Genomic DNA, 24,966 nt, shown 5'->3' on the forward strand with positions numbered 1-24,966 from the left:
ATGCCATGCGGCGAGCGTAGAACAGCGACGGGTCGGCGGGCGCGGTCCCGGCGGGTGCGGGCCCGGCGGACGATCCGGCCGAACCATGCCGTTTGGGATGTTGTCCGGGTCAGCGCCTAGTCTTTCCGTCGTGACTTTCCCCGCCCCGGCCAAGACCCATCCCTCCCCGGCGCCGGGCCCGGCCGCCGACGAGGGCCTGGCCAGGCGCCTGCGCGCGCTCGCCTGCACCGCGCCGCTGCACGACCTCGACGTGCGCAAGGCCAATCTCGCCGGCGAGTACGGCGGCTACGCCATGGCCGAGGTCGCGCTCGCCGCGATCGACCTGGTCACGCTCAACATGGACTTCGACACCGGCGCGGACCACGAGCAGATGGTGGCCAGGCTGCTGCCCCGCGTCGCCGCCCAGGCCCCCGGCCGCCCGGCCACCGAGCACGAGCGGGTGGCCCGCTGGGTCCTGGAGAACCTGATCAACGTCGGCAGCGTCGACCGCGGCTTCCGCGCGATCTACGGCACCTTCGGCCCCGACGGCGTCTACGTCCGCCGGGACTACGACTTCAAGCTCATCGAGGAGGTCCCGGGCTACGGCGGCGCCGTCTACCTGCGCACCACCGACGAGGCCGTCAACGTCCTCGTCGGCGCCCTCGACACCGATGTCACCAGCGCCCAGATCGCCGCCGAGGTGAAGCTGGAGGTGCTCATCAGCCGGGGGCGCCTCGCCGACGCCCAACTCGCCGCCGAGCAGGCCCGCTACCGCACCGTGCAGTACGCCGAGACCCTGCGCCGGACCCTGGACGCGACCCGGCGCAACGTGCGCGCCGTGGACTGGCTCCAGGCCGTCCCGGACATGATCGCGGAGGCGCTGGACCACGTCGCCGACCGCTACCGGCACGAGAACGCGATCCTCACCAACATCCGCAGGGCCCGCGACGAGGCCGAGGAGCCCGAGAACAAGCGGCGCGCCGCCGAACTCGTCGACATCGTCAAGGACTGCATCCGCCGGCACACCCAGCTCCAGTCCCGCCTGCTCGACGCGGGCCCGCTCTTCCGCGCCGAACAGGACCGCCAGGCCTTCGCCGCCCCCGCGCCGCGCTCCGGCATCGACCTGTACGGGCAGCTCGTGGCCCCGCTGCTGCCGCTCGCGGTGTCGCGGGCCTGCCGGGTCACCGACGCCTTCTTCGCCGCCGGGACCGGACTGCGCACCCCCGTCTCGGTCCGGGTCACCGACCTCGTGGAGATCCTGCTCACCCCACCCGTCGAGCGCGAGCACCTCGGTGTGGAGATGCCCGAGCCGGACCTGATCGCCACCCCCGACGACAGCCGTTTCAGCGAGGAGCAACTGGCCGGCGCCATGCGCCTGCTGGACCTGCCGCACGACGCCCCGCGCCGCCTGTCCGGACTGCTCGCCGAGGCCCGCCGGCAGGATCCGGACCTGCCGTACCTGGTCGCGCTGCTCGCCGTGCACGCCGCGAGCCCGGCGGTCGGCACGGCGTACCGCCAGGGCGAGGAGCGGATGCTCTTCGCCGTGGACGACGGTACGGAGCTGGACGACCCGGAGTTCGGCGGCGCCGACCTCATCGTCGGCACGGCCCTCCTCGACGCGGCCGCCATGACCGCCGCCCGCGCGGAAGCCGCATGACCCGGCCCCGCGCCCACCGTCCGGTACCGGCGGTGCGGGGGGCGGTCGTCGAGCCCACCGGACCTCTGGCTCCGGACGCGCGGGCCCGCCCGCCCGGCCACCGGCCCGGCGGGTCGGTCGGGGCCCGGACCGGAACCCGACCGACCACGTGCACCATCCCCACGCACACCGTCCCCACGCACACCATCCCCACCCGCCCCGCGAGCACCCGCCCCGCCAGCACCCGCACCGCCCCCGAGGAGACGTACCCGTGAGCGACCACCACGCCGAGCACCCCGCGTGGAGCGAGTCCGACGCGGCACCGGCGTCGGCGTCGGCACCGGCGTCGGCCCACGCCCAGGCCGCCGCCCCCGTCACGCCGGCCGCCGCCCCCGTCACGCCGGCCGACGCCGCCGACGCGGCCCGGCTCGTCGCCTTCGGGCTTCAGCCCAAGCTGCTGCCCGCCCGCGACGCCGAATACGCCGAGCTGCTGCGCCGCTACCGCGAGGACCCCGCCTTCGGGCGGCTCGCCGACGCCGTCGCCACCGGCCTCGGACTGGTCGTCCTGGAGGTCTCCACCCGGGCCGGGATGGCCGTCGCCGCGGGCGAGGACTCCGTCTTCGCCGTCCGCATGGGCGACTACGCCCGCCGCGCCACCGCCGACTCCGCGGACCGCTTCCTGCACGGCCTGGCCCACCTCGCCGTCGCCGCCCTCGCCTTCCCCCGCCCCGAGGACCTCGCCGACGACGGCTACATCGGCCGGATCACGGTCAACGGCGTCGACGCCTTCGTCCGCCAGACCTGCCGCCGCCTGGAGGAGCGCGCCGAGCAGCAGGGCGAGAACACCGACCCGGCCACCGACGCCCCCGGCCTGGAGGCCGCCTGGCGGGTCTACGCCCGGCGCAGCGCCACCGGAGCCACCAAGGACGCCCGCCGCCTCGCCGGCTCCACCACCGGCATCGTCGGCAAGGCCGCCGCCTTCCTCACCGATTCCGGTTTCCTCCAGCGCACCGGGGACGACGCCGGGGGCACCTACCGGACCACCCCGCGCTACCAGCTCCAGGTCCGCGACATGGCCGGCAGCGCCGCGATGGCCGAAATGCTCGAACTCGGCGTGGTCGCCGTCAGCGACGGCTCCGCCACCCTGCTGCCGCCCCCCGAGGGCGACGACCTCGAACTCGCCGCCGACGCGGGCCTCCCCTTCCACACCTGAGCCCCGCCCGGCCGCCCCGCCCCCGGCCGGCCCGACCGACCCCCGCCACCCGCCCCCGTACCGAGCCATCACGAGAGTCCGCCATGTACGAGCTGTCCCGGATCCGCCTCTACTCCATCGGACCCGCCGGTGCGCGCTACGCCGACACCGTGCTCGACCTGCGCGGAGTCGGCGAGCCGGTGCCCCACCCGGCGCCCACCCAGGCGGAGTTCTTCGCGGAGGAGCCGACGGGCCCGCCGCGGCGCCCCGCGCCCGCCGGGGTGCTGTTCCTGGAGAACGGCGGCGGCAAGTCCGTCCTGCTCAAGCTGATCTTCTCGGTGATGCTGCCCGGGCACCGCAACACCCTCGGCGGCGCCAGCTCCGGCGTCCTGCGCAAGTTCCTGCTCGCCGACGACTGCGGCCACGTCGCCCTGGAGTGGCAGCACACCCGCACCGGCGAGTGCGTGGTCGTCGGCAAGGTCAGCGAATGGCGCGGGCGCCAGGTGTCGAACGACCCGCGCAAGTTCGCCGAGGCCTGGTACTCCTTCCGCCCCGGCCCCGGCCTGAGCCTGGACAACCTCCCGGTCGCCGAATCGACCGCCGTGCGCCCCGCCGTCGAAGGCGTCTCGGGCGCCCAGGGCCGGCGCCGCACCATGAAGGGCTTCCGCGACGCGATCACGGAGGCGGGCAAGGCGTACCCGCACCTGGAGGTCTCCTGGGAGGAGATCCACGACCGCTGGAACGAACACCTCACCGACCTCGGCCTCGACCCCGAACTCTTCCGCTACCAGCGCGAGATGAACGCCGACGAGGGCGAGGCCGCCGGTCTCTTCGCGGTCAAGAAGGACTCCGACTTCACCGACCTGCTGCTGCGCGCCGTCACCGACACCCGCGACACGGACGGCCTCGCCGACCTCGTCCACGGCTTCGGCAACAAGCTCGGCCGCCGCGCCGAGCTGATGGCCGAACGGGACTTCACCGCGGGCTCGGTGGACCTCCTCGGCCGGATCGTGGACGCCGCCGGCGCGCGCGCCCTGGCCCGTGACGTGCACGCGGGCGCCGAACGCCGCACCCGCACGCTGGCCCGGCGGCTGTCCGCCCGCGCCACCGAGGAGCGCGGCCGCGCCGCCGACCTCGCCCAGCGGGTCACCGACGCCGCCCACCAGGTCACCGCCGCCGAATCCGCCCGCGACCGCAGCGCCGCCGTCTCCGCCGAACTCGCCTACCGGCACGCCTCGCTGGCGCTCGCCGTCGCCGACAAGGCCGCCGCCGCCCAGCGGCGCGAGCTCCTCGAAGCCCGCACCCTGCACTCCGCCTGGCAGGCCGCCGAGTCCGTCCTGCGCCACCGCGCCGCCGCCGACCGCTCCGCGCGCGTCGCCGCCGCCATCCTCGAAGCCGAACGGGACGCGGCCCCGGCCCTCGCCGCCCGCGCCACCGCCGCCGCCGCGCTCGTACGGGCCCTGCACACGGCCGCCGAGGCGGGCGAGGAGGTCGCCAACGAGGGCGAGGAACGCTCCGCCGTGCTCCAGGAGTCGGGCGAGGGCGCCCACCGCGACGCGACCGCTGCCGCCACCGCCGCCCAGCGCGCCCGCAGCGAGGCCGAGCACCTGCGCGCCCGGCTCGGCGAGGTCGAGCAGGAGACCGCCGAAGCCGTCCGCGCGGGCTGGCTCGACGACTCCGCCCCCGACGCCGACCCGGCCCGGGCCGCCCTCGCCGCCAGCGACGCCGAGAAGGGCGCCGTGGCCGCCTGGGACGAGGCCCGCGAGGTCGCCCGCGCCGCCACCGACACCGCCCGCGAGGCCGCCGCGGCGCAGTCCCGCGCCGAACTGACCGCCGCCCGGGCCGCCGACGCGGCCGACGCCGCCGAGGCCGCCCACGACGCGGAACACCGCGCCGCCGCCTCCCTCGGCGCCGCCCCGCGCCTGGCCGACCTCCTGGGCCTGCCCGCGGGCACCGGATCCGCCCCGGACGCCCCCGACCCGGCGCCCGGCCTCACCCCCGAGGAGCTGGACCGCGGCGCCGACGCACTGCGCGAGCTCCTCGACACGGGCGTGGCCACCGCAGAACGCCAGCTCTTCGACCTGCGCACCGCCGCCGCCGACGACGCCCGCATCCTCGGCGCCCTCGGCGACGGCGGCCTGCTGCCGCCCGGCCCCGACGTCCTGGCCACCGTCGAATACCTCGGCGAACACGGCATCCCGGCCCTGCCCGGCTGGCGCTACCTCGCCCAGGCCGTGGACCCGGCCGACCACGCGGCCGTCCTCGCCGCCCGCCCCGAGCTCGTCGACGGCGTGGTCATCACCGACCCCGACACCCACAGCCGGGCCCGCGAGGTCCTCTCCGCCGCGGCCCTGCTGCCCCGCTCCGCCGTCGCCGTCGGCACCGCCGCCGCCCTGCTGGCCCCGGTACCGCCGGCCGGCCCCGACGCCGACACCGGCGTGTTCCTCGTACCGCCGAACCCGGCCATGCACGACGAGCACGCCGCCGACGAGGAGCGCCGGGCCCTGCGCACCCGCGCCACCGCCCGTGACACCGAGATCCGCGAGCTCGCCGCCCGGCTCGGCGCGGACCGCGCCCTCGCCGCCCGCCTCGCCTCCTGGCGCACCGGCTGCCCGCCGGGCCGCCTCGCCGAGCTGGCCGGACAGGCCGCCGCCGCACGGTCGTTCGCCCAGGAGGCCGAGGCGGAACTCGCCGAGGCCCGCACCGACCGCGCCGAAGCCGACGAGAGCGCCGCGGACGCCGCCCGCGTCCGCGAGGAGCGGGGGGACACCGCCCAGCGCGCCCGCCGCGCCGCCGACGCCCTCGCCGGGCTCGCCTTCCGGCTGCGCGAGCGGGCCGGCTGGCAGGTCCGGGTGCGCGAACTCGCCGACGAGGCGGCCGAGTCCGAAGCCCGCGCCGAGTCCTGCCTGGAGCGCGCCCGGGCCGCCGACGAGGACCGGCGCGCTGCCCAGCGCGCCGCCGACGACGCCCGCCGCACCGCCCGCGCGCTGCGCGCCGAGCGCGCCGAGATCGCCGGCGCCCCCGAGCACCTCCCCGAGGACGAGCAGGCGGCCAAGCTCCCGCTGCCCGACCTGCGCGAGGCCTACCGGGCCGCCTCGCGGCTGTACGAGAAGGTCGGCGTCGGCGCCGACCTGCGCGCCGAACAGGCCCGCGCCGAGAGCGACGAGAGCGCCGCCCTCGCCGACGTCGACCGCCTCACCAACAAGGTCCGCACCCGCGCCGCCCAGCTCCTCGAAGGCACCGACGGATCCGACGGCCCCTCCCGCCAGGCGGCCGCCTCCCGCGCGGAATCGCTCGTCCAGATGCTGGAGTCCCGCGCCTCCACCGCCAGCGAGCAGCTCGGCCGGCTGCGCGGCGAAGCCGAACGGCACGCCCCCGCCGAGGGGACCGTGCACGCGGACCTCCCCGAGGAACTCGTGCCCGACGACGTCGAGCGCGCCCAGGCCCTGCTGCGGACCTCCACCGCGCAGCTCGCCGCCCACAGCTCCGCCGTCGAGGGGGCCCGGGCCGCCCACGCCGACCTGCTGCGCTCGCACCGCGCGGCCGAGGACGGCGCGGGCGGCTTCGACGAGACCTCCGCCCTGCTGCGGGACCTGATGCGCGACCCGAGCCCGCAGGAGGACGCCGACGAGCAGGGCTCCGGCGCCTTCCCGGGGAGCCTGGAGGAGGCCCGGCAGAGCGCCACGGAGGCCCGCCGCTCCCTGCGCGGCTTCGCGGGCGACCTCTCGGCCGCCGAAGCCGCGGTCCGCGAGGCGAGCGACATCCTGGTGCGGCACGCCAACGCCACCCGCTACGAGGCCGTACGGACCCCCGCGCGCCAGCAGATCCGCGAACTCCCGGCCGCTTCGCTGCCCGAGCACGCGGCCTCCTGGGCCACGGCCTTCGCCCCGCGCCTGCGCGTCCTGACGGACGAGCTGGAGCAGCTCGAACGCAACCGCGACAGCATCGTCGACCGGCTGCGCGGGCTGGTCGAATCGGCCCTGGCCACCCTCCGCTCGGCCCAGCGGCTCTCCCAGCTCCCCGAGGGACTGGGGGAGTGGTCGGGCCAGGAGTTCGTGCGCATCCGCTTCGAGGAGCCCGACCAGGCCACCCTCGCGGAGCGCCTCGGCGAGGTCATCGACGAGGCCACCCGCGCGGCGGTGAGGAAGAACAGCGCCGCGTCCTTCGGCGAGGGCCGCCGCGACGGCATGTCCCTGCTGCTGCGCGGGGTGCAGGCCGCGCTCGAACCCAAGGGCATCGCGGTGGAGATCCTCAAGCCCGACGCCGTGCTGCGCGCCGAGCGCGTGCCGGTCGGCCAGATGGGCGACGTCTTCTCCGGCGGCCAGCTGCTCACCGCCGCGATCGCGCTCTACTGCACGATGGCGGCCCTGCGCAGCAACGACCGCGGCCGGGACAAGCAGCGCCACGCCGGCACCTTGTTCCTCGACAACCCCATCGGCCGCGCGAACGCGACGTACCTGCTGGAACTCCAGCGGGCGGTCTCGGACGCCCTCGGGGTCCAGCTGCTGTACACGACGGGCCTGTTCGACACCACGGCCCTGGCGGAGTTCCCGCTGGTCATCCGGTTGCGCAACGACGCGGACCTGCGGGCCGGGCTGAAGTACATCAGCGTCGAGGAACACCTGCGCCCCGGTCTGCCGCAGCAGCGCCCGGAGGGCGAGGCGATCCACGGCGAGATCACGGCGACCCGGATGTTCCGCCGCAGCTGACCCCGACCCCGGTCCGGACCCTCACCGAAGGGTCCGGACCGACGATCCGCCGGTCGACGCGTGCCGCCGGTCGACGCGCGCCGCACGCCCACGCGCGCCGCACGCCCACGCGCGCCGCACGCCCACGCGTGCCGCCCGCCCAGACGTTCCGCCCGTCAGCGCATGCCGCCCGAGGCGACCGGTATGTGCCCGGCCCGGGCCGCGCGCCGGGCGCGCCGCCTGTCCCGGCGCAGCTCGCGCGCCGTACTGCTCGGCACCGACACCACGCCGTAGCGCTGGTTCCAGGTCTGCCGGGTGATCCAGACGTCCAGCACCCCCCAGGTGGCCAACACGGTCCCGGCTATCGCGCCGAGCGCCATCGGGAAGGCCAGCCAGGACCCGGCCACGGCCAGCAGGAACGCGACCGTGGCCTGCGTCAGCACCACGGAGACGATCAACACCGCCCGCACGGCGGCCGTCCGCACCGGATCGGGCATCCTGCGCCGCCGCGCCGCCTCCTCCACCCACAGGGGGCGGCCCCGACCGACCGCCGCGCTCCCTCGCCGGCCCGGCCGGTCCTCGTTCTCGTACACACCACTGCCCATGCTCCGCTACTCCCCACCAGACGGCTCCCCATGCCGCCTCGAACAGATAGACGCTCGAAGGAGGGCGGAGATTCCCGGATCGGTACGATTTCACTGGCCGTCCGGCCGCCCACCCGCCCCGGAGGAAAGAATTCCAGCCATCCCTGTGAAGACGGGAACTGACGCCCCACCAGGTGTCATGTGCCACATATCGGGCCGCTCCCGACCGGATCTATCGGACAACTGGTGATCTTCGCCCGGCAGTCCGGCCGAAAACGTCCGGACACGCCTTCGAGGCCGACCCGCGGCAGTAGTAGGCTCACGCCGTTTAATTGACGGAACACCGACCCCCGACAGCGGGGTTGAGCTGGGGGAGGCTGGGGAGGCCATGCGCTTTCGCGGGAAATCCATCCGCCGGAAGATCGTGGCGTTGCTCCTCGTGCCGCTCGTCTCCCTCACCGCCCTCTGGGGCTTCTCGACCGTCATCACCGGCCGGCAGGCGGTCGAACTGCTCGACGTCGCCTACGTGATCGACAAGGTCGGCTACCCCATCGAGGACGTCGTCCGGGTCCTCCAGAAGGAGCGCCGCCAGACCCTCGTGGTCCTCGGCGACCCGCGCTCGGCCGCCGCCACCGCGGAACTCGCCCAGCGCCGCGCCGCCACCGACGCCGAGGTCACGTCCATCACCCGCAACGCCACCGACCCGGAGGTCGTCGAGGAGCTCAGCCCCGCCGCCGCCCAGCGGCTGCGCTCGATCCTCGACGCCTTCCGCGGCATCGGCGCCCTGCGCCACTCCGTCGACCAGACCACCCTCGACCCGGCCCAGGCGCTGGAGCTCTACAGCCGGCTCGTCGACCCCTGCTACGACTTCCTCGTCAACCTCCACGCCCTGGAGAACGTGGAGATGGACAAGGAGGGGCGGGCCCTCGTCGGCATCACCCGGGCCCGCGAGACGCTCTCCCGCGAGGACGCGGTCATCGCCGCGGCGCTGGCCGCGCGCAACGTCAGCGCCAAGGACTCCCGCGCCGTCTCCGACCTCATGGCCAACCGCGCCCTGCTCTACGACGTCAACCTCGCGATCCTCCCGGCCGACGACCGCGAGCTGTTCGAGCAGTACTGGAGCGGTCCCGCCACCAAGGCCCTGCGCGACGCCGAGGAACGGCTGGTCACGACGGGCGCGACCAAGAACCCGCGGATCACCGCCGCCCAGTGGGACGAGGCCGCGGGCAAGGCCCTCGGCGACCTCGCCACCATGGGCACCGACGCCGGCAACCGCTACCAGAAGCGCGTCCAGCCCGTGGCGATGGACGTCCTGGTCAAGGCCGCCGTCGCCGGCGTCCTCGGCTTCGTCGCCCTGATCGTCTCCCTGGTGCTGTCCGTGCGCATCGGCCGCGACCTGATCCGCGACCTCTCGCGGCTGCGGAAGGAGGCCCACGAGGTCTCCGGCGTGCGGCTGCCCGGCGTGATGCGCCGCCTCGCCGCCGGCGAACACGTGGACGTGGACACCGAAGCACCCCGCCTGGAGTACGAGAAGGACGAGGTCGGCCAGGTCGGCATGGCCCTCAACTCGCTCCAGCGCGCGGCCGTCGAGGCCGCCGTCAAACAGGCCGAGCTGCGCCGCGGGGTCTCCGAGGTGTTCGTCAACCTCGCCCGCCGCAACCAGGTCCTGCTGCACCGCCAGCTCACCCTGCTCGACACCATGGAGCGCCGCACCGAGGACTCCGAGGAGCTGGCCGACCTCTTCCGCCTCGACCACATGACCACCCGCATGCGCCGCCACGCCGAGGGCCTGGTGATCCTCTCCGGCGCCGCGCCCTCCCGCCAGTGGCGCAAGCCCGTCCAACTGATGGACGTCGTGCGCGCCGCCGTCGCCGAGGTCGAGGACTACGAGCGCATCGAGGTCCGCAGGCTCCAACGGCTCGGCATCACCGGCCCCGCCGTGGCCGACGTCACCCACCTCATCGCCGAACTCCTGGAGAACGCCACGGTGTTCTCGCCCCCGCACACCGCGGTCCAGGTGTACGGCGAGCGCGTGGCCAACGGCTTCACCCTGGAGATCCACGACCGCGGCCTCGGCATGCACCCGGACGCCCTGCTCGACGCGAACCTCCGGCTCGCCGAGACCCCCGAGTTCGAGCTGTCCGACACCGACCGCCTCGGCCTCTTCGTCGTCAGCCGCCTCGCCCGGCGCCACGGAGTCAAGATCTCCCTCCAGCCCAGCCCGTACGGCGGCACGACGGCGATCGTGTTCCTCCCGGTGGACCTGCTCACCGAGGCCCCCGAGACCAACGGCGGCGGCCTGCGCCTGGAGGGCGCGGAGCGCGCCGCGGTCGGCCGCGGCCCCGCACCGCGCCCCCAGGGCATCGGCCCGGGCGCCGGAGCCGGCCTCGGCGCCGGGATCGGGAGCGGTCACGGGAGCGGAAACGGTACGCCGCCCAGGCGCCCGGTGTCCGCCGCCCTCCTGGACGGCCCGGTCGAGCTGGAGGCGCCCCTCGACGTCCACGGCCTGGACGAGCTGACCGGCACCACCGGCCTCCCCGGCATCCCGGGCAGCGGCCGCGGCCACGGCGCCGGCACCGGGCACGGCCACGGAGGCGCCAACGGCCGCGGCAAGGGGGCCGGCAAGGGCAAGGGCAACGGCAGCGCCATCGGGACCGGAGCGGTCCCCGGCGGCCCCGCCGCCGCCCACCCGACCATGGCCACGCTGGACGACGAGACCCCGCCCAACGGCACCCCGCGCAGCACCCTGCTGGGCCTGCGCCCGACCGACCGCGACCCCGGCCGCCAGCAGGCCCCCACCGGCCCCGTCCGGCTGGAGGGCGCCGGCCACCTGGACGCCGCCCTGCGCCCCGCGTCCGGCGCCGTACCGCTCCCGCGCCGCCACCGCACCCCCACCCTGGTCGCCGAACACGGCCGCCGGGTGGACGGCTCCCGCGCGGACGGCCCCCGGGCCGCCGCGGTACCGCCGTCCACGGCCGCCGCCGAGCCCGCACCCGCATACGCTCCCGAGCCCCGCCGCGGCGGGTCCGCGCCGACCGCTCCGACCGCGCCGACCGGCGCCCCGGGCGGCCTGCCCCGCCGAGTCCGCCAGGCCAGCCTCGCGCCGCAGCTGAAGAACGCCCCGGCCGCCCCGCCCGCCGACGCCACCGCCGACCCGGTCGCCGACCGCGACGCGGAGACCGTACGCATCCGCATGTCCGCACTCCAGCGAGGCTGGACCGCAGCCCGTGACGAGCACGCAGAGCAGTCCGCGAGCGAGGCGGACGGCGCTGCCGGGACCCGTACCGAGCACGAGAACGAGGGGGACGGTCGATGACCGCACCGCAGACCACAGGCAACGACTCCCGGGGCCGCGGCCCCGGCCAGCTGAACTGGCTGCTCGACGAACTGGTCGACCGGGTGGCCAGCATCCGCAAGGCGGTCGTCCTCTCCGGCGACGGCCTGCCCACCGGCACCTCCAAGGACCTGACCCGCGAGGACAGCGAGCACCTGGCCGCCGTCGCCTCCGGTTTCCACAGCCTCGCCAAGGGCGTCGGCCGGCACTTCGAGTCCGGCCAGGTCCGCCAGACCGTGGTGGAGCTGGACGAGGCGTTCCTGTTCGTGATGGCCGCGGGCGACGGCAGCTGCCTCGCCGTGCTCTCCGACGCCGATTCGGACGTCGGGCAGGTCGCGTACGAGATGACCCTGATGGTCAAGCGAGTGGGCGTCCACCTGGCGACCGCACCGCGCACCGGGCTGCCAGCCGGAGGGTGAGCCGGACGGCATGAGGGAACCAGGCCACGAACCCGACCACCGCGCGCCCGCGTTCGACGCCGAGCCCGCTCACCCCGCCCATCCTGCCCACCAGGCCGCCTGGTTCGACGCCGACGCGGGCCCCGTGGTCCGTCCGTACGCGATGACCCGCGGCCGGACGCGCCACGCGGGTCAGCACTGGCTCGACCTGATCGCCCTCGTCGTCGCCGAAGCGGCGGCCGACGATCCGGTCTGGGACATGACCTTGTCCCCCGAACACGCCCACATCCTCGGGCTCTGCACGGAACGGCCCCAGTCGGTGGCCGAACTCGCGGCCGACCTCGACCTCGCGGTCGGCGTCGTCCGCGTCCTGATCGGCGACCTCGTCGACGACGAACTGGTCCACGTGACCCGTCCGGTACCGCCCGCGGAACTTCCGGACGAGTCCATTCTGCGTGAGGTGATAGATGGCCTTCGGGCGCTCTAGCCGCACCGGTGCCATGCACGCGGTGTCGCCGGTCGAACCGCTGACCTTGAAGATCCTGGTCGCGGGCGGCTTCGGGGTGGGCAAGACCACCCTGGTCAGCGCGGTCAGCGAGATCCGCCCGCTGCGCACCGAGGAGGTGCTCTCCGAGCCGGGCCGCACCGTGGACGACCTCGGGGGAGTGGAGGGCAAGAGCACCACCACCGTCGCGATGGACTTCGGTCGGATCACCCTGCGCGACGACCTGGTCCTCTACCTGTTCGGCACGCCCGGCCAGGACCGCTTCTGGTTCCTGTGGGACGAGCTGGCCACGGGCGCCCTGGGCGCGGTGGTCCTCGCCGACACCCGCCGGCTCGCGGACTGCTTCGCGGCCGTCGACTACTTCGAGCGGCGCGAGCTGCCCTTCGTGGTCGCGGTCAACTGCTTCGACGGGGCCGACCGGCACCCGGTGGTCACCGTACGGGAGGCGCTCGACCTCGACCCCGAGGTGCCGGTGCTGATCTGCGACGCGCGCGACCGGGAATCGGTCAAGGACGTGCTGGTCGGGGTGGTGGAACACGCCATGTCCCTGGCCCGCGCCCGCCGCAGCCCGACCCGGACCTGACGCGGGACACCGGCGGAGGCCGGCCACCGGGGCCCCGCATGGAGGCGGCCCGTACCCCCGCCGACTGGGGTACGGACCGCGGCTCACATGGGGGGTCCGCCGGGCGGACCCGCTCGGGGCCCGCGACCGTGCAGGAAGTGTGAACCCGCCACCCTGGGCCGTCAAGCGTTCGCGCAACAGCCCCAGTTCAAGGCCCGCGCGAGCCGCTTCGGCGCCGGGTCCGCGGCACCGCCCGGGCCGCCGCACCGCGCGAGCCGCTTCGCCGCCCCCGCCGCCTCACCGCACGGCGACGACCGCCGAGCCGTGCCCGAAGAGCCCCTGGTTCGCGGTGATCCCGGCCCGCGCCCCCGGAATCTGGCGCTCCCCGGCCGTACCGCGCAGTTGCCAGGTCAACTCGCAGACCTGGGCGATGGCCTGGGCCGGCACCGCCTCCCCGAAGGAGGCCAGCCCGCCGCTCGGGTTCACCGGCACCCGCCCGCCGAGCGCGGTGACGCCCTCCCGGACCAGCTTCGCCCCCTCGCCCTCCCCGCAGAGGCCGATGTCCTCGTACCACTCCAACTCCAGTGCCGTGGACAGGTCGTAGACCTCGGCGAGCGAGAGGTCGTCGGGGCCGAGCCCCGCCTCCTCGTAGGCCGCCCGCGCGATCGAGGACCGGAACGACCCGGCGTCCGGCGGGGCCGCGGTCCCCGCCGCGGAATCGGTGGCGATGTCGGGCAGGTCGAGCACCGTCCGCGGATAGGTCGGCGTCACCGTCGACACCGCCCTGATCCGCACCGGATCGCCGACCCCGCGCGCCCGCGCGAAGTCCATGCTGCTCAGCACCAGGGCCGCGCCCCCGTCGGAGGTCGCGCAGATGTCCAGCAGCCGCAGCGGATCGGCCACGACCGCCGAGGCCGCGACCTCCTCCGGGGTGACCGCCTTGCGGTAGCGGGCGTTCGGATTGAGCAGCCCGGCCGCCGCGTTCTTCACCTTGACCAGCGCGAAGTCCTCGCCGGTGTCCCCGTAGAGGGCCATCCGCCGGCGCGCGTACAGGGCGAAGTACGCCGGGTTGGTCGCCCCCAGCACCCGGAAGCGCAGCCAGTCCGGATCGTCGGGCCGGTCCCCGCCGGCCGGGGCGAAGAAGCCCTTGGGCGCCGCGTCCGCCCCCACCACGAGCACCACGTCGGCCAGCCCCGCCAGGATCTGCGCCCGGGCCGCCCCGATCGCCTGCGCCCCGGAAGCGCAGGCCGCGTACACGCTGGTGACCCGCGCGCCCTGCCAGCCGAGCGCCCGCGCGAAGGTCGCCCCGGCCACGTACCCGGGATATCCCGAGCGCACGGTGTCGGCGCCGACGATCGATCGGACGTCGCTCCAGTCGAGCCCGGCGTCGGCGAGCGCGGCGCGGGCCGCGATCCGTCCGTACTCGACGAAGCTGCGCCCCCACTTGCCCCACGGGTGCATCCCGGCCCCCAGGACCGCCACGTCAGCGCCGCTCATGCCCGCACCCCACCGTCGTCGGAGCCGTCCCGGTCGCCGCGGTGCCGGTCGTCGTCGGCCGCCACCGGCCGGAAGTGCCAGGTCGTCCAGGTGGTCCCGGTGTCCGCGTCCTCGTTCAGCACCCCCGGCACCACCTCGACCGCCATCCCCACCGCCAGATCGGCCACGGTCACCCCGGGCGCGGCCTGTCCGAGCACGACCATCCGCTCGGCCTCCAGCTCCACCGCCACCAGCGTGTACGGGGTCCAGGGCCGGTCCGGGTCGGACACGTACGGGGCGGGCGGCCGGTAGCGCCCGTCGGTGTAGGACCAGATCCGGCCGCGCCGGGAGAGCGGCACCTCGGCCAGCTCGCCGCCGCCCGCGCAGCCGGGATTGCGGCAGAAGGCGTCCTCCCGCGGGAAGTAGACGGCGGCGCAGGCGGAGCACCGGGTCCCGAGCAGCCGGAAGTCCGCCCCGGCCTCCGTGCCCGCTCCCGTACCGGTGTCGGTGAACCACCCGCTCACGACGGGCGTGCGTGTCCGTTCCAAGACCCCTCCTGACAGCGACTCCTGGATCTGACGATCCGTCAGGAGTCTGTCACGACAGGCCGGTCCGGGTCACCGGTTGTCGGCCAGCCACTTCGCGGCCGTCTCCGCGAGCTCGGCGTCCCGCCCGGCCAGCATCATCCGGATCATCCGGACGTCCCCGCGCAGCGACCACGCAGGGTGCCCGAAGCTCGCCGGATTGTTCTTCTCGATCAGGAAGTGCGCGGGCCACGCCGCCCCGTACCCGATCAGCGGCAGGGCGGCCAGATAGCGCGGCCGGCCCCGCCCGAGTCCGTAGGCGGTCAGGGCGAGGCCGGTGAGCGTGCCGCCGAGGTGCACCCAGCGGGTCGCGGCCCGCGCGTGCATGGCGACGTAGTAGGGCCAGAATTCCTCGTACGAAGCGAACGTCATGCGGCGACGCTACTCAGCGCACCGCCGAGCCGACAGAGACCGGGAAGTCGAAGTACGCGTCGGGGAAGGCTTCCGGCCGGAAGGTGAAGTGCCACCACTCCTCGGGCAGGTTCACGAACCCCTGCTCCCCGAGCGCGTCCCGCAACAGCCGCCGGTTCTCCCGCGCCGCCACGGTCACCTCCGGGCTGTCCGTGTGCGACAGCGGATCGAAGAGGTCGAAGGGCGTACCGAAATCCACCGGACGCCCCAGCGGCAGCCGCACCAGACCCACGTCGACCGTACTGCCCCGGCTGTGCCCGGACCGCGCCGCGATGTAGCCCTCCGGGATCAGCCGGTCCTTCGCCACCCGCGGGTAGTACGCCTCCTTCGTCCGCTGGTCCGCCGCGTCCCCGGCCCACCGGACGAACCGGTCCACCGCGCGCTGCGGCCGGTAGCAGTCGTACACCGTCAGCGCGTACCCGCGCACCAGCACGGCGCGCTGCGCCCGGGCCAGCGCCTCGGCGGCGGGCCGGGAGAGCAGGCACACGGGCTCCTCGTACCCGTCGACCACCCCGCCCGTGAAGTTGTCCGCCCCCGCGTAGCGCATCTCCTGCCGGACCGTCGGGTCCACGGCGGCGAGGAGGACGAATCCGTCGAGGGCGGGCGCGGGCGCACGCGCGGGCCCCGGCCCGGGCCCCGGCACGGCGAGGAAGGCGAGCATGGAGGCAACGGCCAGCGTTCTCATGCCCCTTCGTCTACCATCGCCGGATGCCCGCGCCGCTGATGAACTCGCACTGTTCCGCCTGCGGATCTCCGTATCCCACCACCGACTGGCCCCGGACCTGCGCCGCCTGCGGAGCCACCGCCTACCGCAACCCCACTCCCGTGGCGGTTGCCCTGCTCCCCGTCCAGGACGACGCGGGCGGCGGCCTCGTGGTCATCACCCGCACGATCGAACCGGCCCTGGGCGGCGTCGCCCTGCCCGGCGGCTTCATCGACCACGGCGAGGACTGGCGTACCGCGGTGGTCCGCGAACTGCGCGAGGAGACCGGCATCCACGCCCCCGCCGCGGACGTGGCCCTCGCCGACGTCCACAGCTCCCCGGCGGGCCACCTGCTGATCTTCGGCCTCCTGCCCGCGCGCCCGGCCGCCACCCTGCCCCCGCCCGCCCCCACGGACGAGACCACGGGCTGGCACGTCCTGCGCGCCCCCACCGAACTGGCCTTCCCCCTCCACACCCAGGCGGTCGCCGCCTGGTTCGCGGGGCAGCGCGCCTGACGTCCGGCGGGCGGGTGCGGCCCCGGCCCCGGCCCCCTCAGAGCCCCCGCACGCGCACGCCCGTGACGCGGTCGCCCCCCTCCGCCTCCACCACCACCTCGTCCCCGGCCCACCGCGAGGTGTACCGCTCCAGCGGAGCCGGTCCGAAGCCCGGCCCCGGATCGCGGACCACCAGGCCGCCGCCCGTACGGCCGCGCGCCGGCGCCCACACCTCCAGCTCCACCCCGTCCCCGTCCGCCGCCCGGACCGGAAGGACCGCACCCGCCCGCGCCAGCACCGGGATCCGACCCAGCGGCGCGTCCAACAGGACCTGGCCCGGACCCTCGTACGCCACCCCCGTCACCGTGTCGTACCAGCGCCCCCGGGGCAGCCGGACCGCCCGCCGGTCCGCCCCGCACTCCAGCACCGGCGCCACCAGCAGCGCGTCCCCCAGCAAGAAGGCGTCCTCGCAGTCCCGCAGCCCCCGCTCCTCCGGCGTCCCCCACCACAACGGCCGCACGTACGGCGCCCCCGTCCGCTGCGCCAGGTGCGCCAGGGTGACGAAGTACGGGCGCAGCCGCTCCCGCTCGGCCAGCACCGCCCGGGCGTGCTCCTCCACCTCGGACCCGAACTCCCACGGCTCCCGCCGCCCCGCCCAGATCGCCGCGTGCGTGCGGAACAGCGGCAGGTACGCGCCGAGCTGCAACCACCGCAGGTACAGCTCCGGCGACGGCGAACCCCCGAACCCGCCGACGTCCGGCCCCGAGTACGGCACCCCGCAGAGCCCCAGCCCCAGCACCAGCGCCAACGAGGCCCGCAGTCCCGGCCAGCTCGTCTCCACGTCGCCGGACCACGTGCCGCCGTACCGCTGCATCCCCGCCCACCCCGACCGGGAGAACAGGAAGGGCCGCTCCTGCGGCCGCAGCCGCACCAACCCCTCGTACCCGGCCCGCGCCATCCCGAGCGCGTACACGTTGTGCGCGGCCCGGTGGTCCCCGCCGGCCCCCTCCAGCGCGTGCCGCGCCGACCGCGGCAGCGTCGCGTCCCCGAAGGGAGCGAAGGACACCGGCTCGTTCATGTCGTGCCAGACGCCGGCGAAGCCGTTCGCGAGCCGCTCCTCGTACAGCCCGCCCCACCACCGGCGCACCGCCGGATCGGTGAAGTCCGGATACGCGCAGCTCCCCGGCCACACCTCGCCGCGCACCTCCCGCCCGCCCGCGTCCCGTACGAACGCCCCCGCGTCCCCCACCGCGCCGCCGGCCTCGTACACCCCCTCGCCCGGGGCCGCCCGCACCGCCGGGTCCACGATCGACACCAGTCGCACCCCGCCCCGCGGCAGATCCAGCAACTCCCGCGCCAGGGAGGGTAGATCGGGGAACCGCTGCCGGTCCACGGTGAACACCCGGTGCCCGTCGTAGTGGTCGATGTCCAGGTGTACGGCCGCCAGCGCGATCCCCCGCGCCACGTACCCCCGCACCACGCGGCGCACCTCCTCCGCGCTCCCGAACCCCCACCGCGCGTGCTGGTAGCCCAGCGCCCACTCCGGCGGCACCGCGGCCGCCCCCGTCAACCCCGACCAGCCCTGCAACACCCGGGCCGGCGTCCCCACCAGCACCCAGCAGCGCAACGGCCCGCCGTCCATGCGCAGTTCGCTCACCCCCGGCCGGTCCGGACCCGACCCGGCGCCCTCCTCGCCCTCGCGCAGCGAGACCCGACCGTCCCAGCTGTCGTCGTAGAACACCAGGTGCGTCCCCGCGTCGGCGACGACCAACTGCACCGGCATCGTGATGTACAGCGGATCGTCACCCGGCCCGAAACCGCCCCGCGGATCGGTGTTCCAGAGCCGGTAGACCCCGTCCCGCAGCCGGGGCCCCGAGGCCCGGCCGCCCAACCCGAAGAACCGCGCGTCGGCCGGCACCTCGGACCGCACCAGCCACCGCGCCCCCGCGCCGCCGGTCCCCCCGCCGGTCGCCCCCGCGCCGCCCTCCGGCACCGGTCGGACCGGCTCCCACCAGCGCGGCGGCCGCTCCCGCCGCAACACCGCACCGCCCGGCGTGCGCACCTCGACCTGTCCGTTGCGGGACACCGCCACCGTCACCCGCTCGGACACCACCCGCCAGCCACCCCCGGTGTCCGGCTCCAGCACCGCCCGCGGATCCGGTTCCGGCCCCCCGCCCAGCACCGCGCACGAGGGCGCCGGCCCGGCCCCGTCCCAGCCCCAGAACACCGCACCCCCCTGCGTCACCCGGACCAGCAGCTCGGAGCGCGCGAACCGCAGCACCCCGCCGCCCGGCCGGGGCTCCGTACCGATCAACAACCCCGGCACCCGCGCCCGCTCCGCCCCCCGGCGCGGGAGCCCCACCGCGTCCGCGCGCCGGTGGCGCCAGGCCGAGCGCCAGGCGCGCCGCCCGCGCGCCGTACCGATGTCCTTGACCGCACGCACCAGATCACGACCGTTCATGCCGCGCACTCTGCCACCGGCCCCGGTCCGAGCGGGCTCCGTTCAGCTGCCGTTCACCCTCGAACCGATCACACGGGGTGGCCGCCGACGGCTCTGGTGCGGATGTCGATCACGTGGCATGGTCCCTGTGAGCCGCCGCGCGCACACCCCCGTGCGATGGCACCGTACGCACACGGGCGCAACCACACGCGCCACCCACGCACGAGCCCGAGCACACGCACACGAAGCGCGCGCCGCAGACCGACCGGGAGTCGACCCATGACCTCAGCCACTTCGCCGGAACCCCTGTGGGCCCCGGGCCCCGACCGGATCGCGGCGGCCCGGATCACGGCCTTCCAGGCCTGGGCCGCCGAACACCACGGCGCCCCCGCGACCGGCGGGTACCCGGCCCTGCACAGCTGGTCCGTGGACGAACTGGACACCTTCTGGCAGGCCGTCGCCGAGTGGTTCGACGTCCGCTTCACCAGCCCCTACACGTCCGTCCTCGCGGACCGGACCATGCCCGGCGCGCGCTGGTTCACCGGCGCCACCCTCAACTACGCCGAGCACGCCCTGCGCGCGGGGGAGGACCCGGCGCGCGCCGACGAGGCCGCCCTGCTGCACGTCGACGAGACCCACGAGCCGGTCCCCGTCACCTGGGCCGAGCTGCGCCGCCAGGTCGGCGCGCTCGCCGCCGAACTGCGCACCCTCGGCGTGCGCCCCGGCGACCGGATCAGCGGCTACCTCCCCAACATCCCCGAAGCCGTCGTGGCCCTCCTCGCCACGGCCGCCGTCGGCGGCGTCTGGACCTCCTGCGCCCCCGACTTCGGCGCCCGCAGCGTCCTCGACCGCTTCCAGCAGGTCGAACCCGTCGTCCTGTTCACCGTCGACGGCTACCGCTACGGCGGCAAGGAGCACGACCGGCGCGAGACCGTCGCCGAGCTCCGGGCCGACCTGCCCTCGCTGCGCGCCGTCGTCCACATCCCGCTGCTCGGCACGCCCGCGCCCGAAGGCACCCTCGAATGGTCCGCCCTCACCGCGGGGGACGCGGAGCCCGTCTTCGAAGCGGTCCCCTTCGACCACCCCCTGTGGGTCCTGTACTCCTCCGGTACGACCGGGCTCCCCAAGGCGATCGTCCAGTCGCAGGGCGGCATCCTCCTCGAACACCTCAAGCAGCTCGGCCTGCACTGCGACCTCGGCCCGGAGGACCGGTTCTTCTGGTACACCTCCACCGGCTGGATGATGTGGAACTTCCTCGTCTCCGGCCTGCTCACCGGCACCACCGTCGTCCTGTACGACGGCAGCCCCGGCTACCCGGACACCGGAGCCCAGTGGCGGATCGCGGAGCGCACGAAGGCCACCCTCTACGGGACCTCCGCCGCCTACGTGATGGCCTGCCGCAAGGCCGAGGTGCACCCGTCCCGCGACTTCGACCTCTCCGCGGTGAAGTGCGTGGCCACCACCGGTTCCCCGCTCCCGCCCGACGGGTTCCGCTGGCTCCACGACGAGGTGGCCGAGGACCTGTGGATCGCCTCGGTCAGCGGCGGCACCGACGTGTGCAGCTGCTTCGCGGGCGCCGTCCCCACCCTCCCCGTGCACATCGGTGAGCTCCAGGCCGCCTGCCTGGGCACCGACCTCCAGGCCTGGGACCCGGCGGGCAAGCCCGTCACCGGCGAGGTCGGCGAGCTGGTCGTCACCAACCCGATGCCGTCCATGCCGATCCACTTCTGGAACGACCCCGACGGCAGCCGCTACCACGACAGCTACTTCGACATGTTCCCGGGCGTCTGGCGGCACGGGGACTGGATCACGATCACCGACCACGGCTCGGTCGTCATCCACGGCCGCTCCGACTCCACGCTCAACCGCCAGGGCGTGCGGATGGGCTCCGCCGACATCTACGAGGCCGTCGAGCGCCTGCCGGAGATCAAGGAATCCCTGGTCATCGGCCTGGAGGAGGCGGACGGCGGGTACTGGATGCCGCTCTTCGTCCACCTCGTGCCGGGCGCCTCCCTCGACGAGGACCTGCGGGCCAGGATCAAGGCGACGATCCGCGAGGAACTCTCCCCGCGCCACGTCCCCGACGAGATCATCGAGGTCCCGGGCGTCCCGCACACGCTGACGGGCAAGCGCATCGAGGTCCCCGTCAAGCGCCTCCTGCAGGGCGCGCCCCTGGCCAAGGCCGTGAACCCGGGCTCGGTGGACAACCTGGACCTCCTCCACTTCTACGAGGAGTTGGCCCGCAGCCGCCGTCAGGGGTGACTGTCAGTGCCCGTAGTTACGCTGAGTGAGCATCGATCGGTGCCACTCAGGGGGAGCCATGGCAGACACGAGGAACACCCGCACCACCCGCGCGAACACGCGCACCCGCCGCGCCCTGCGCCGCGAGATCCCCGGGACGGTCGGCGTCATCGCCGACCCCGGGGACTTCGCGGCCATGCGCGGCTACCGGACCTTCGCCTTCGACGACCACGAGGACTACCTCACCCAGGTCGACGCACTGCTCCGGTCCCTCGCGCTCCGGGGCGCCCACACCACCGTCGTCCTCTTCGACCCGCAGGAATACGCCGACCACTGCGCCGACCGGGGCACCGACCCCGACGCGGCCGCGTCCCGCACCCGCTTCACCGCGGAGCTCGCCCGGTCCGCCGCCGGACTGCCCTACGGGGACGCCCCGCTGCGCGCACTCCTGCCGCGGCTCGTGGACGAGGCCGTCCGCCAGGCCACCTGGGAGTACGCCACCGTGCTGCTCTCGGGCGTCGGCAGCTGCGCCGACTGCGGGCAGGACGTCGGCCAGGCCTGCTTCGACCGGGCGGGCCTGATCCTTCGGCGACTGCTGGAGCGGGCCGGACCCGGCCGGCACCACCTGGTGTGCAGCGTCCCCACCGAGGCGGAACAGCTCGTCGCCGTGCTGCACGCCCAAACGGCCGACGACACCACGACGCCACCCCGCGTCGATGGCCGGGAGCGCCTCGACTTCGTGACCGTCCTGGCCACCGGCCTCGCCCTCGGTGGATCCGGGGGCCTGGTCCTGCGCACCACCGGCGCGGCAGCCCGTGACCGGGTCCACGGCTGGCGCCTGGACCGCGGCCGCCTGGTCAGCCTCTCCGCCGCCGCGGTGTTCAACGCGTACTGCACCGACGCCGAGACGGGTGAGCCCGTACCCCCGGAACCGGGCGTCGAGTACGGCCCGGGCTACGAGGTGGACGAACCGGGACCGCCCCACTGAGCCGAACGGGCCGGGGGAACGACCGAGGGGCCCCCGCCGATGGCGAAGGCCCCTCGTACCGACCACACACCCCTTACGGGGCACCGGCTACTCGCCGGACAGCACCGCCTGGGCGGCCACGCGGGCCTCCTCGGCACTGTCCGCGGCGCGCGCGGCAGCGGCGGCACGCTCGCACTGGGCGAGCGTGTACTTCGCGAGCGTCGAGCGCACGTAGGGGATCGACGCGGCACCCATCGACAGGGAGGTGACGCCCAGACCCGTCAGCACACAGGCCAGCAGCGGGTCGGCGGCGGCCTCGCCACAGACGCCACAGCTCTTGCCCTCGGCCCTGGCGGCATCGGCCGACATGGCGATCAGGTCGAGCAGCGCGGGCTGCCACGGGTCCTGGAGGCGGGAGACCGCACCGACCTGACGGTCGGCGGCGAAGGCGTACTGCGCCAGGTCGTTCGTACCCAGCGACAGGAACTCGACCTCCTGGAGGATCGAGCGCGCCCGCAACGCGGCGGAGGGGATCTCCACCATCGCGCCGAACTTCGCCCGCAGACCGGCCTCGCGGCACGCGTCCGCGAACGCCTTGGCATCGGCGCGGTCGGCCACCATCGGGGCCATGACCTCGAGGTAGACCGGCAGCCCCTCTGCCGCCTTGGCCAGCGCGGTGAGCTGCGTGCGCAGCACCTCCGGGTGCTCCAGCAGCGACCGCAGCCCGCGCACGCCCAGTGCCGGGTTGGGCTCGTCCGCCGGGGTCAGGAAGTCGAGCGGCTTGTCGGCGCCCGCGTCCAGGACGCGCACGACGACCCGGCCCTCGGGGAAGGCCTCCAGGACGGCGCGGTACGCCTCGATCTGCTTCTCTTCGGTCGGCGCGGTCTTGCTGTCGTCCAGGAAGAGGAACTCGGTGCGGAACAGGCCCACACCCTCGGCGCCCGCCTCGACGGCCGCCGGCACGTCCGCCGGACCACCGACGTTGGCCAGCAGCGGCACCTTGTGACCGTCCGACGTGGCGCCCGGACCGGACGACGCGGACAGCGAGGCCTTGCGCTCGGCGGCCGCGGCCTCCAGCTCGGCCCGCTTCTCCGCCGTCGGGTCCACGAACAGGTCACCCGTGCTGCCGTCCACGGCGATCACGGTGCCCTCGGGAATCTCACCGGCGCCCGGCAGGGCGACGATCGCCGGCACGCCCAGCGCCCGCGCGAGGATCGCGCTGTGGCTGGTCGGGCCGCCCTCTTCGGTCACGAAACCGAGCACGAGCGCCGGGTCGAGCAGCGCCGTGTCGGCGGGAGCGAGGTCCCGCGCGATCAGCACGTACGGCTCGTCACTGTCCGGCACGCCCGGCATCGGTACGCCCAGCAGGCGGGCCACGATCCGGTTGCGCACGTCGTCCAGGTCGGCCACGCGGCCGGCCATGTACTCGCCGGCACCCGCGAGCAGCTCTCGGTAGGCGGCGAACGCGTCGTACACACCGCGCTCGGCGGTGCTCCCGACGACGATCCGACGGTCGACGTCGGCCATCAGCTCAGGGTCCTGAGCGATCATGGCCTGAGCTTCGAGCACGTGCTGGGCCTCGCCACCGGCCAGCTGGCCGCGCGCGATCAGGTCGGCCGCCACGGCATCCACGGCCTGACGGGCGCGCCCCTGTTCGCGCTCCGCCTCCTCCGCGGCGATCTGCTTGGCCGGCGGTTCGAGAACCGCCGTGCCCATGTGCCGAACCTCGCCGATCGCCACACCGTGGCTCACGCCGACGCCTCGCAGCGTTGTCTCCATTTCACCCGTCTCCGATTGAGCGGCGGGACCACCCGCCGCGTTGGATGTCCGATTCGCCCGAGCAGGCGGATACGTCACTGCCAGCCGAAGAGCACGTCTCCGGCCTTCATGTCTCCGGCCTCGACGACGTCGGTGAGGGAGTCGGGAGTCGCTTCCAGCGCCACGATCGGGCAGATGGGGGACTTGCCGGCGGCCTCGACCGCGGCGGGGTTCCAACGGATGACGGTCTGGCCGCGCGTCACGGTGTCGCCCTTGTTGACGAGCAGCTCGAAGCCCTCGCCGTTGAGCTGAACGGTGTCGATCCCGAGGTGCGTGAGCACACCGTGGCCTTCGGCGTCGACGACGACGTAGGCGTGCGGGTGCAGGGAGACGACCACACCGTCGACGGGGGACACCGCCTCCGAGGGCTCACGCACGGGGTCGATAGCGGTGCCCGGTCCCACCATTGCGCCGGAGAACACCGGATCGGGCACTGCCGCGAGTCCGATGGCGCGCCCGGCAAGTGGGGACGTCACGCTGGTCATGGGGGGCCTCCCAGGGGTGGGGCTTCTTCGTGTCGCCGTCACAACCTGTCCTGGACGGCGTACTTTGAGAAGGGTAAGTCATGAGACGTCCCGGTTCCGCACGAAGTGCACCTCCTTATGAAGGTCCTACGCGCTACCGCGACGCCCTAGTGGACTAGACCATACGCCTGAATCGATTTGCTTGGGCATCGGCGGACCTGTACTGTCGTGACTCCCGCCAGAACGCGTCGTGTGAACACTGCACGAACTGCTCATGGACGGGACCCCTCCTCTTCAACCGCTGATCTTCAGCCCCCCTTCTTTCCGCATGCCTGTTCGGCATTCGGAGCGAGTGGTCGGGAAGACGAAAAAGCGCTGGTAGAGTTGGAATCGCCGGAAAGGGAAACGCGAAAGCGAAGACCTGGAAAGCGAAAAGCAAGATCCCGTTTCGACCGGGAATCGGACACGAAAGAGTCTGATAGAGTCGGAA

19 protein-coding genes are annotated in these 24,966 nt (G+C 74.7%); 11 read left to right on the forward strand and 8 right to left on the reverse strand.

Features of this window, described 5'->3' with window-relative positions; genetic code table 11:
• Window positions 1-85: 85 nt before the first annotated feature.
• The 4 genes from ACIQWR_RS19505 (at window position 86) to ACIQWR_RS19520 (ending at window position 7,516) form a co-directional block, all read left to right on the forward strand.
• Window positions 86-1,636: a hypothetical protein gene (locus tag ACIQWR_RS19505; protein WP_404010799.1), complete on the forward strand. Its 1,551-nt coding sequence runs from the start codon at window positions 86-88 to the stop codon at window positions 1,634-1,636.
• Entirely contained in the window at window positions 1,633-1,890 is a 258-nt protein-coding gene (locus ACIQWR_RS19510; RefSeq protein WP_404010802.1) for a hypothetical protein, read from the forward strand. The genes ACIQWR_RS19505 and ACIQWR_RS19510 overlap by 4 nt, the downstream gene beginning before the upstream one ends.
• Window positions 1,887-2,828, forward strand: a complete 942-nt coding sequence (locus tag ACIQWR_RS19515) for a hypothetical protein (protein WP_404010804.1) — start codon at window positions 1,887-1,889, stop codon at window positions 2,826-2,828. The genes ACIQWR_RS19510 and ACIQWR_RS19515 overlap by 4 nt, the downstream gene beginning before the upstream one ends.
• An 83-nt stretch (window positions 2,829-2,911) precedes the next feature.
• Window positions 2,912-7,516 (forward strand): hypothetical protein, encoded by a 4,605-nt coding sequence (locus ACIQWR_RS19520; protein ID WP_404010806.1) that lies wholly within the window; start codon window positions 2,912-2,914, stop codon window positions 7,514-7,516.
• Window positions 7,517-7,671: 155 nt separating this feature from the next.
• Here ACIQWR_RS19520 and ACIQWR_RS19525 read toward each other — a convergent pair whose 3' ends face one another.
• The gene (locus tag ACIQWR_RS19525; protein WP_404010809.1) at window positions 7,672-8,100 is read right to left on the reverse strand and encodes a hypothetical protein; all 429 of its coding nucleotides are present in this window, start codon (window positions 8,098-8,100) and stop codon (window positions 7,672-7,674) included.
• A gap of 403 nt (window positions 8,101-8,503) precedes the next feature.
• Here ACIQWR_RS19525 and ACIQWR_RS19530 point away from each other — a divergent pair, with 403 nt between their 5' ends.
• The 4 genes from ACIQWR_RS19530 to ACIQWR_RS19545 are packed head-to-tail and all read left to right on the forward strand — an operon-like array spanning window position 8,504 to window position 12,899.
• Entirely contained in the window at window positions 8,504-11,395 is a 2,892-nt protein-coding gene (locus tag ACIQWR_RS19530) for a nitrate- and nitrite sensing domain-containing protein (RefSeq protein ID WP_404010811.1), read from the forward strand.
• Window positions 11,392-11,832 carry a roadblock/LC7 domain-containing protein gene (locus ACIQWR_RS19535; RefSeq protein WP_354381594.1) on the forward strand — a complete coding sequence of 147 codons (441 nt, stop codon included), beginning with the start codon at window positions 11,392-11,394 and terminating at the stop codon, window positions 11,830-11,832. Before ACIQWR_RS19530 ends, ACIQWR_RS19535 begins: the two co-directional genes overlap by 4 nt.
• Before the next feature lie 10 nt (window positions 11,833-11,842).
• On the forward strand, window positions 11,843-12,298 hold the full coding sequence (locus tag ACIQWR_RS19540) for a DUF742 domain-containing protein (protein WP_404010814.1): 456 nt from the start codon (window positions 11,843-11,845) through the stop codon (window positions 12,296-12,298).
• Window positions 12,279-12,899 carry a GTP-binding protein gene (locus ACIQWR_RS19545; protein WP_399262460.1) on the forward strand — a complete coding sequence of 207 codons (621 nt, stop codon included), beginning with the start codon at window positions 12,279-12,281 and terminating at the stop codon, window positions 12,897-12,899. Before ACIQWR_RS19540 ends, ACIQWR_RS19545 begins: the two co-directional genes overlap by 20 nt.
• Window positions 12,900-13,175: 276 nt before the next feature.
• On the opposite strand, the gene ACIQWR_RS19550 is transcribed toward ACIQWR_RS19545, so the two are convergent.
• The 4 genes from ACIQWR_RS19550 to ACIQWR_RS19565 form a co-directional block, all read right to left on the reverse strand.
• Window positions 13,176-14,375: a lipid-transfer protein gene (locus tag ACIQWR_RS19550; protein ID WP_404010817.1), complete on the reverse strand. Its 1,200-nt coding sequence runs from the start codon at window positions 14,373-14,375 to the stop codon at window positions 13,176-13,178.
• Window positions 14,372-14,902 carry a Zn-ribbon domain-containing OB-fold protein gene (locus ACIQWR_RS19555; protein WP_404010820.1) on the reverse strand — a complete coding sequence of 177 codons (531 nt, stop codon included), beginning with the start codon at window positions 14,900-14,902 and terminating at the stop codon, window positions 14,372-14,374. Before ACIQWR_RS19555 ends, ACIQWR_RS19550 begins: the two co-directional genes overlap by 4 nt.
• Before the next feature lie 69 nt (window positions 14,903-14,971).
• Window positions 14,972-15,310, reverse strand: coding sequence for an Mpo1-like protein (locus ACIQWR_RS19560; RefSeq protein ID WP_404010823.1), 339 nt, complete (start codon window positions 15,308-15,310; stop codon window positions 14,972-14,974).
• A gap of 13 nt (window positions 15,311-15,323) precedes the next feature.
• Window positions 15,324-16,034: a M15 family metallopeptidase gene (locus tag ACIQWR_RS19565; RefSeq protein ID WP_404010825.1), complete on the reverse strand. Its 711-nt coding sequence runs from the start codon at window positions 16,032-16,034 to the stop codon at window positions 15,324-15,326.
• A 23-nt stretch (window positions 16,035-16,057) separates the two neighbouring features.
• Between ACIQWR_RS19565 and ACIQWR_RS19570 the strand changes: the two genes are divergently transcribed.
• Window positions 16,058-16,567: an NUDIX domain-containing protein gene (locus tag ACIQWR_RS19570; protein WP_404010828.1), complete on the forward strand. Its 510-nt coding sequence runs from the start codon at window positions 16,058-16,060 to the stop codon at window positions 16,565-16,567.
• A gap of 37 nt (window positions 16,568-16,604) precedes the next feature.
• On the opposite strand, the gene ACIQWR_RS19575 is transcribed toward ACIQWR_RS19570, so the two are convergent.
• On the reverse strand, window positions 16,605-19,007 hold the full coding sequence (locus tag ACIQWR_RS19575; protein ID WP_404010831.1) for a glycoside hydrolase family 31 protein: 2,403 nt from the start codon (window positions 19,005-19,007) through the stop codon (window positions 16,605-16,607).
• 258 nt (window positions 19,008-19,265) lie between these two features.
• Between ACIQWR_RS19575 and ACIQWR_RS19580 the strand changes: the two genes are divergently transcribed.
• Together ACIQWR_RS19580 and ACIQWR_RS19585 are read left to right on the forward strand one after the other, a co-directional pair.
• A complete protein-coding gene (locus tag ACIQWR_RS19580; RefSeq protein ID WP_404010833.1) occupies window positions 19,266-21,248 on the forward strand; it encodes an acetoacetate--CoA ligase in 1,983 nt (660 codons plus the stop codon).
• A 58-nt stretch (window positions 21,249-21,306) separates the two neighbouring features.
• Window positions 21,307-22,215, forward strand: coding sequence for a hypothetical protein (locus tag ACIQWR_RS19585; protein ID WP_404010836.1), 909 nt, complete (start codon window positions 21,307-21,309; stop codon window positions 22,213-22,215).
• A gap of 87 nt (window positions 22,216-22,302) precedes the next feature.
• On the opposite strand, the gene ptsP is transcribed toward ACIQWR_RS19585, so the two are convergent.
• Both ptsP and ACIQWR_RS19595 read right to left on the reverse strand, forming a co-directional pair.
• On the reverse strand, window positions 22,303-23,973 hold the full coding sequence (gene ptsP / locus ACIQWR_RS19590) for a phosphoenolpyruvate--protein phosphotransferase (protein ID WP_404010838.1): 1,671 nt from the start codon (window positions 23,971-23,973) through the stop codon (window positions 22,303-22,305).
• A gap of 74 nt (window positions 23,974-24,047) precedes the next feature.
• Window positions 24,048-24,497, reverse strand: a complete 450-nt coding sequence (locus tag ACIQWR_RS19595; protein WP_385786129.1) for a PTS glucose transporter subunit IIA — start codon at window positions 24,495-24,497, stop codon at window positions 24,048-24,050.
• Between the last annotated feature and the right edge of the window lie 469 nt (window positions 24,498-24,966).

Origin of the sequence: Streptomyces sp. NPDC098789 (assembly GCF_044759975.1) — a bacterium.
Taxonomy (GTDB): Bacteria; Actinomycetota; Actinomycetes; order Streptomycetales; family Streptomycetaceae; genus Streptomyces.

Coding starts and splice junctions, on each gene's coding strand:
- ACIQWR_RS19505 (WP_404010799.1), top strand. CDS start 86: ATGCCGTTTGGGATGTTGTCCGGGTCAGCGCCTAGTCTTTCCGTCGTG.
- ACIQWR_RS19510 (WP_404010802.1), top strand. CDS start 1,633: ATGACCCGGCCCCGCGCCCACCGTCCGGTACCGGCGGTGCGGGGGGCG.
- ACIQWR_RS19520 (WP_404010806.1), top strand. CDS start 2,912: ATGTACGAGCTGTCCCGGATCCGCCTCTACTCCATCGGACCCGCCGGT.
- ACIQWR_RS19525 (WP_404010809.1), bottom strand. CDS start 8,100: ATGGGCAGTGGTGTGTACGAGAACGAGGACCGGCCGGGCCGGCGAGGG.
- ACIQWR_RS19535 (WP_354381594.1), top strand. CDS start 11,392: ATGACCGCACCGCAGACCACAGGCAACGACTCCCGGGGCCGCGGCCCC.
- ACIQWR_RS19540 (WP_404010814.1), top strand. CDS start 11,843: ATGAGGGAACCAGGCCACGAACCCGACCACCGCGCGCCCGCGTTCGAC.
- ACIQWR_RS19545 (WP_399262460.1), top strand. CDS start 12,279: ATGGCCTTCGGGCGCTCTAGCCGCACCGGTGCCATGCACGCGGTGTCG.
- ACIQWR_RS19550 (WP_404010817.1), bottom strand. CDS start 14,375: ATGAGCGGCGCTGACGTGGCGGTCCTGGGGGCCGGGATGCACCCGTGG.
- ACIQWR_RS19560 (WP_404010823.1), bottom strand. CDS start 15,310: ATGACGTTCGCTTCGTACGAGGAATTCTGGCCCTACTACGTCGCCATG.
- ACIQWR_RS19565 (WP_404010825.1), bottom strand. CDS start 16,034: ATGAGAACGCTGGCCGTTGCCTCCATGCTCGCCTTCCTCGCCGTGCCG.
- ACIQWR_RS19570 (WP_404010828.1), top strand. CDS start 16,058: ATGCCCGCGCCGCTGATGAACTCGCACTGTTCCGCCTGCGGATCTCCG.
- ACIQWR_RS19575 (WP_404010831.1), bottom strand. CDS start 19,007: ATGAACGGTCGTGATCTGGTGCGTGCGGTCAAGGACATCGGTACGGCG.
- ACIQWR_RS19580 (WP_404010833.1), top strand. CDS start 19,266: ATGACCTCAGCCACTTCGCCGGAACCCCTGTGGGCCCCGGGCCCCGAC.
- ACIQWR_RS19585 (WP_404010836.1), top strand. CDS start 21,307: ATGGCAGACACGAGGAACACCCGCACCACCCGCGCGAACACGCGCACC.
- ptsP (WP_404010838.1), bottom strand. CDS start 23,973: ATGGAGACAACGCTGCGAGGCGTCGGCGTGAGCCACGGTGTGGCGATC.
- ACIQWR_RS19595 (WP_385786129.1), bottom strand. CDS start 24,497: ATGACCAGCGTGACGTCCCCACTTGCCGGGCGCGCCATCGGACTCGCG.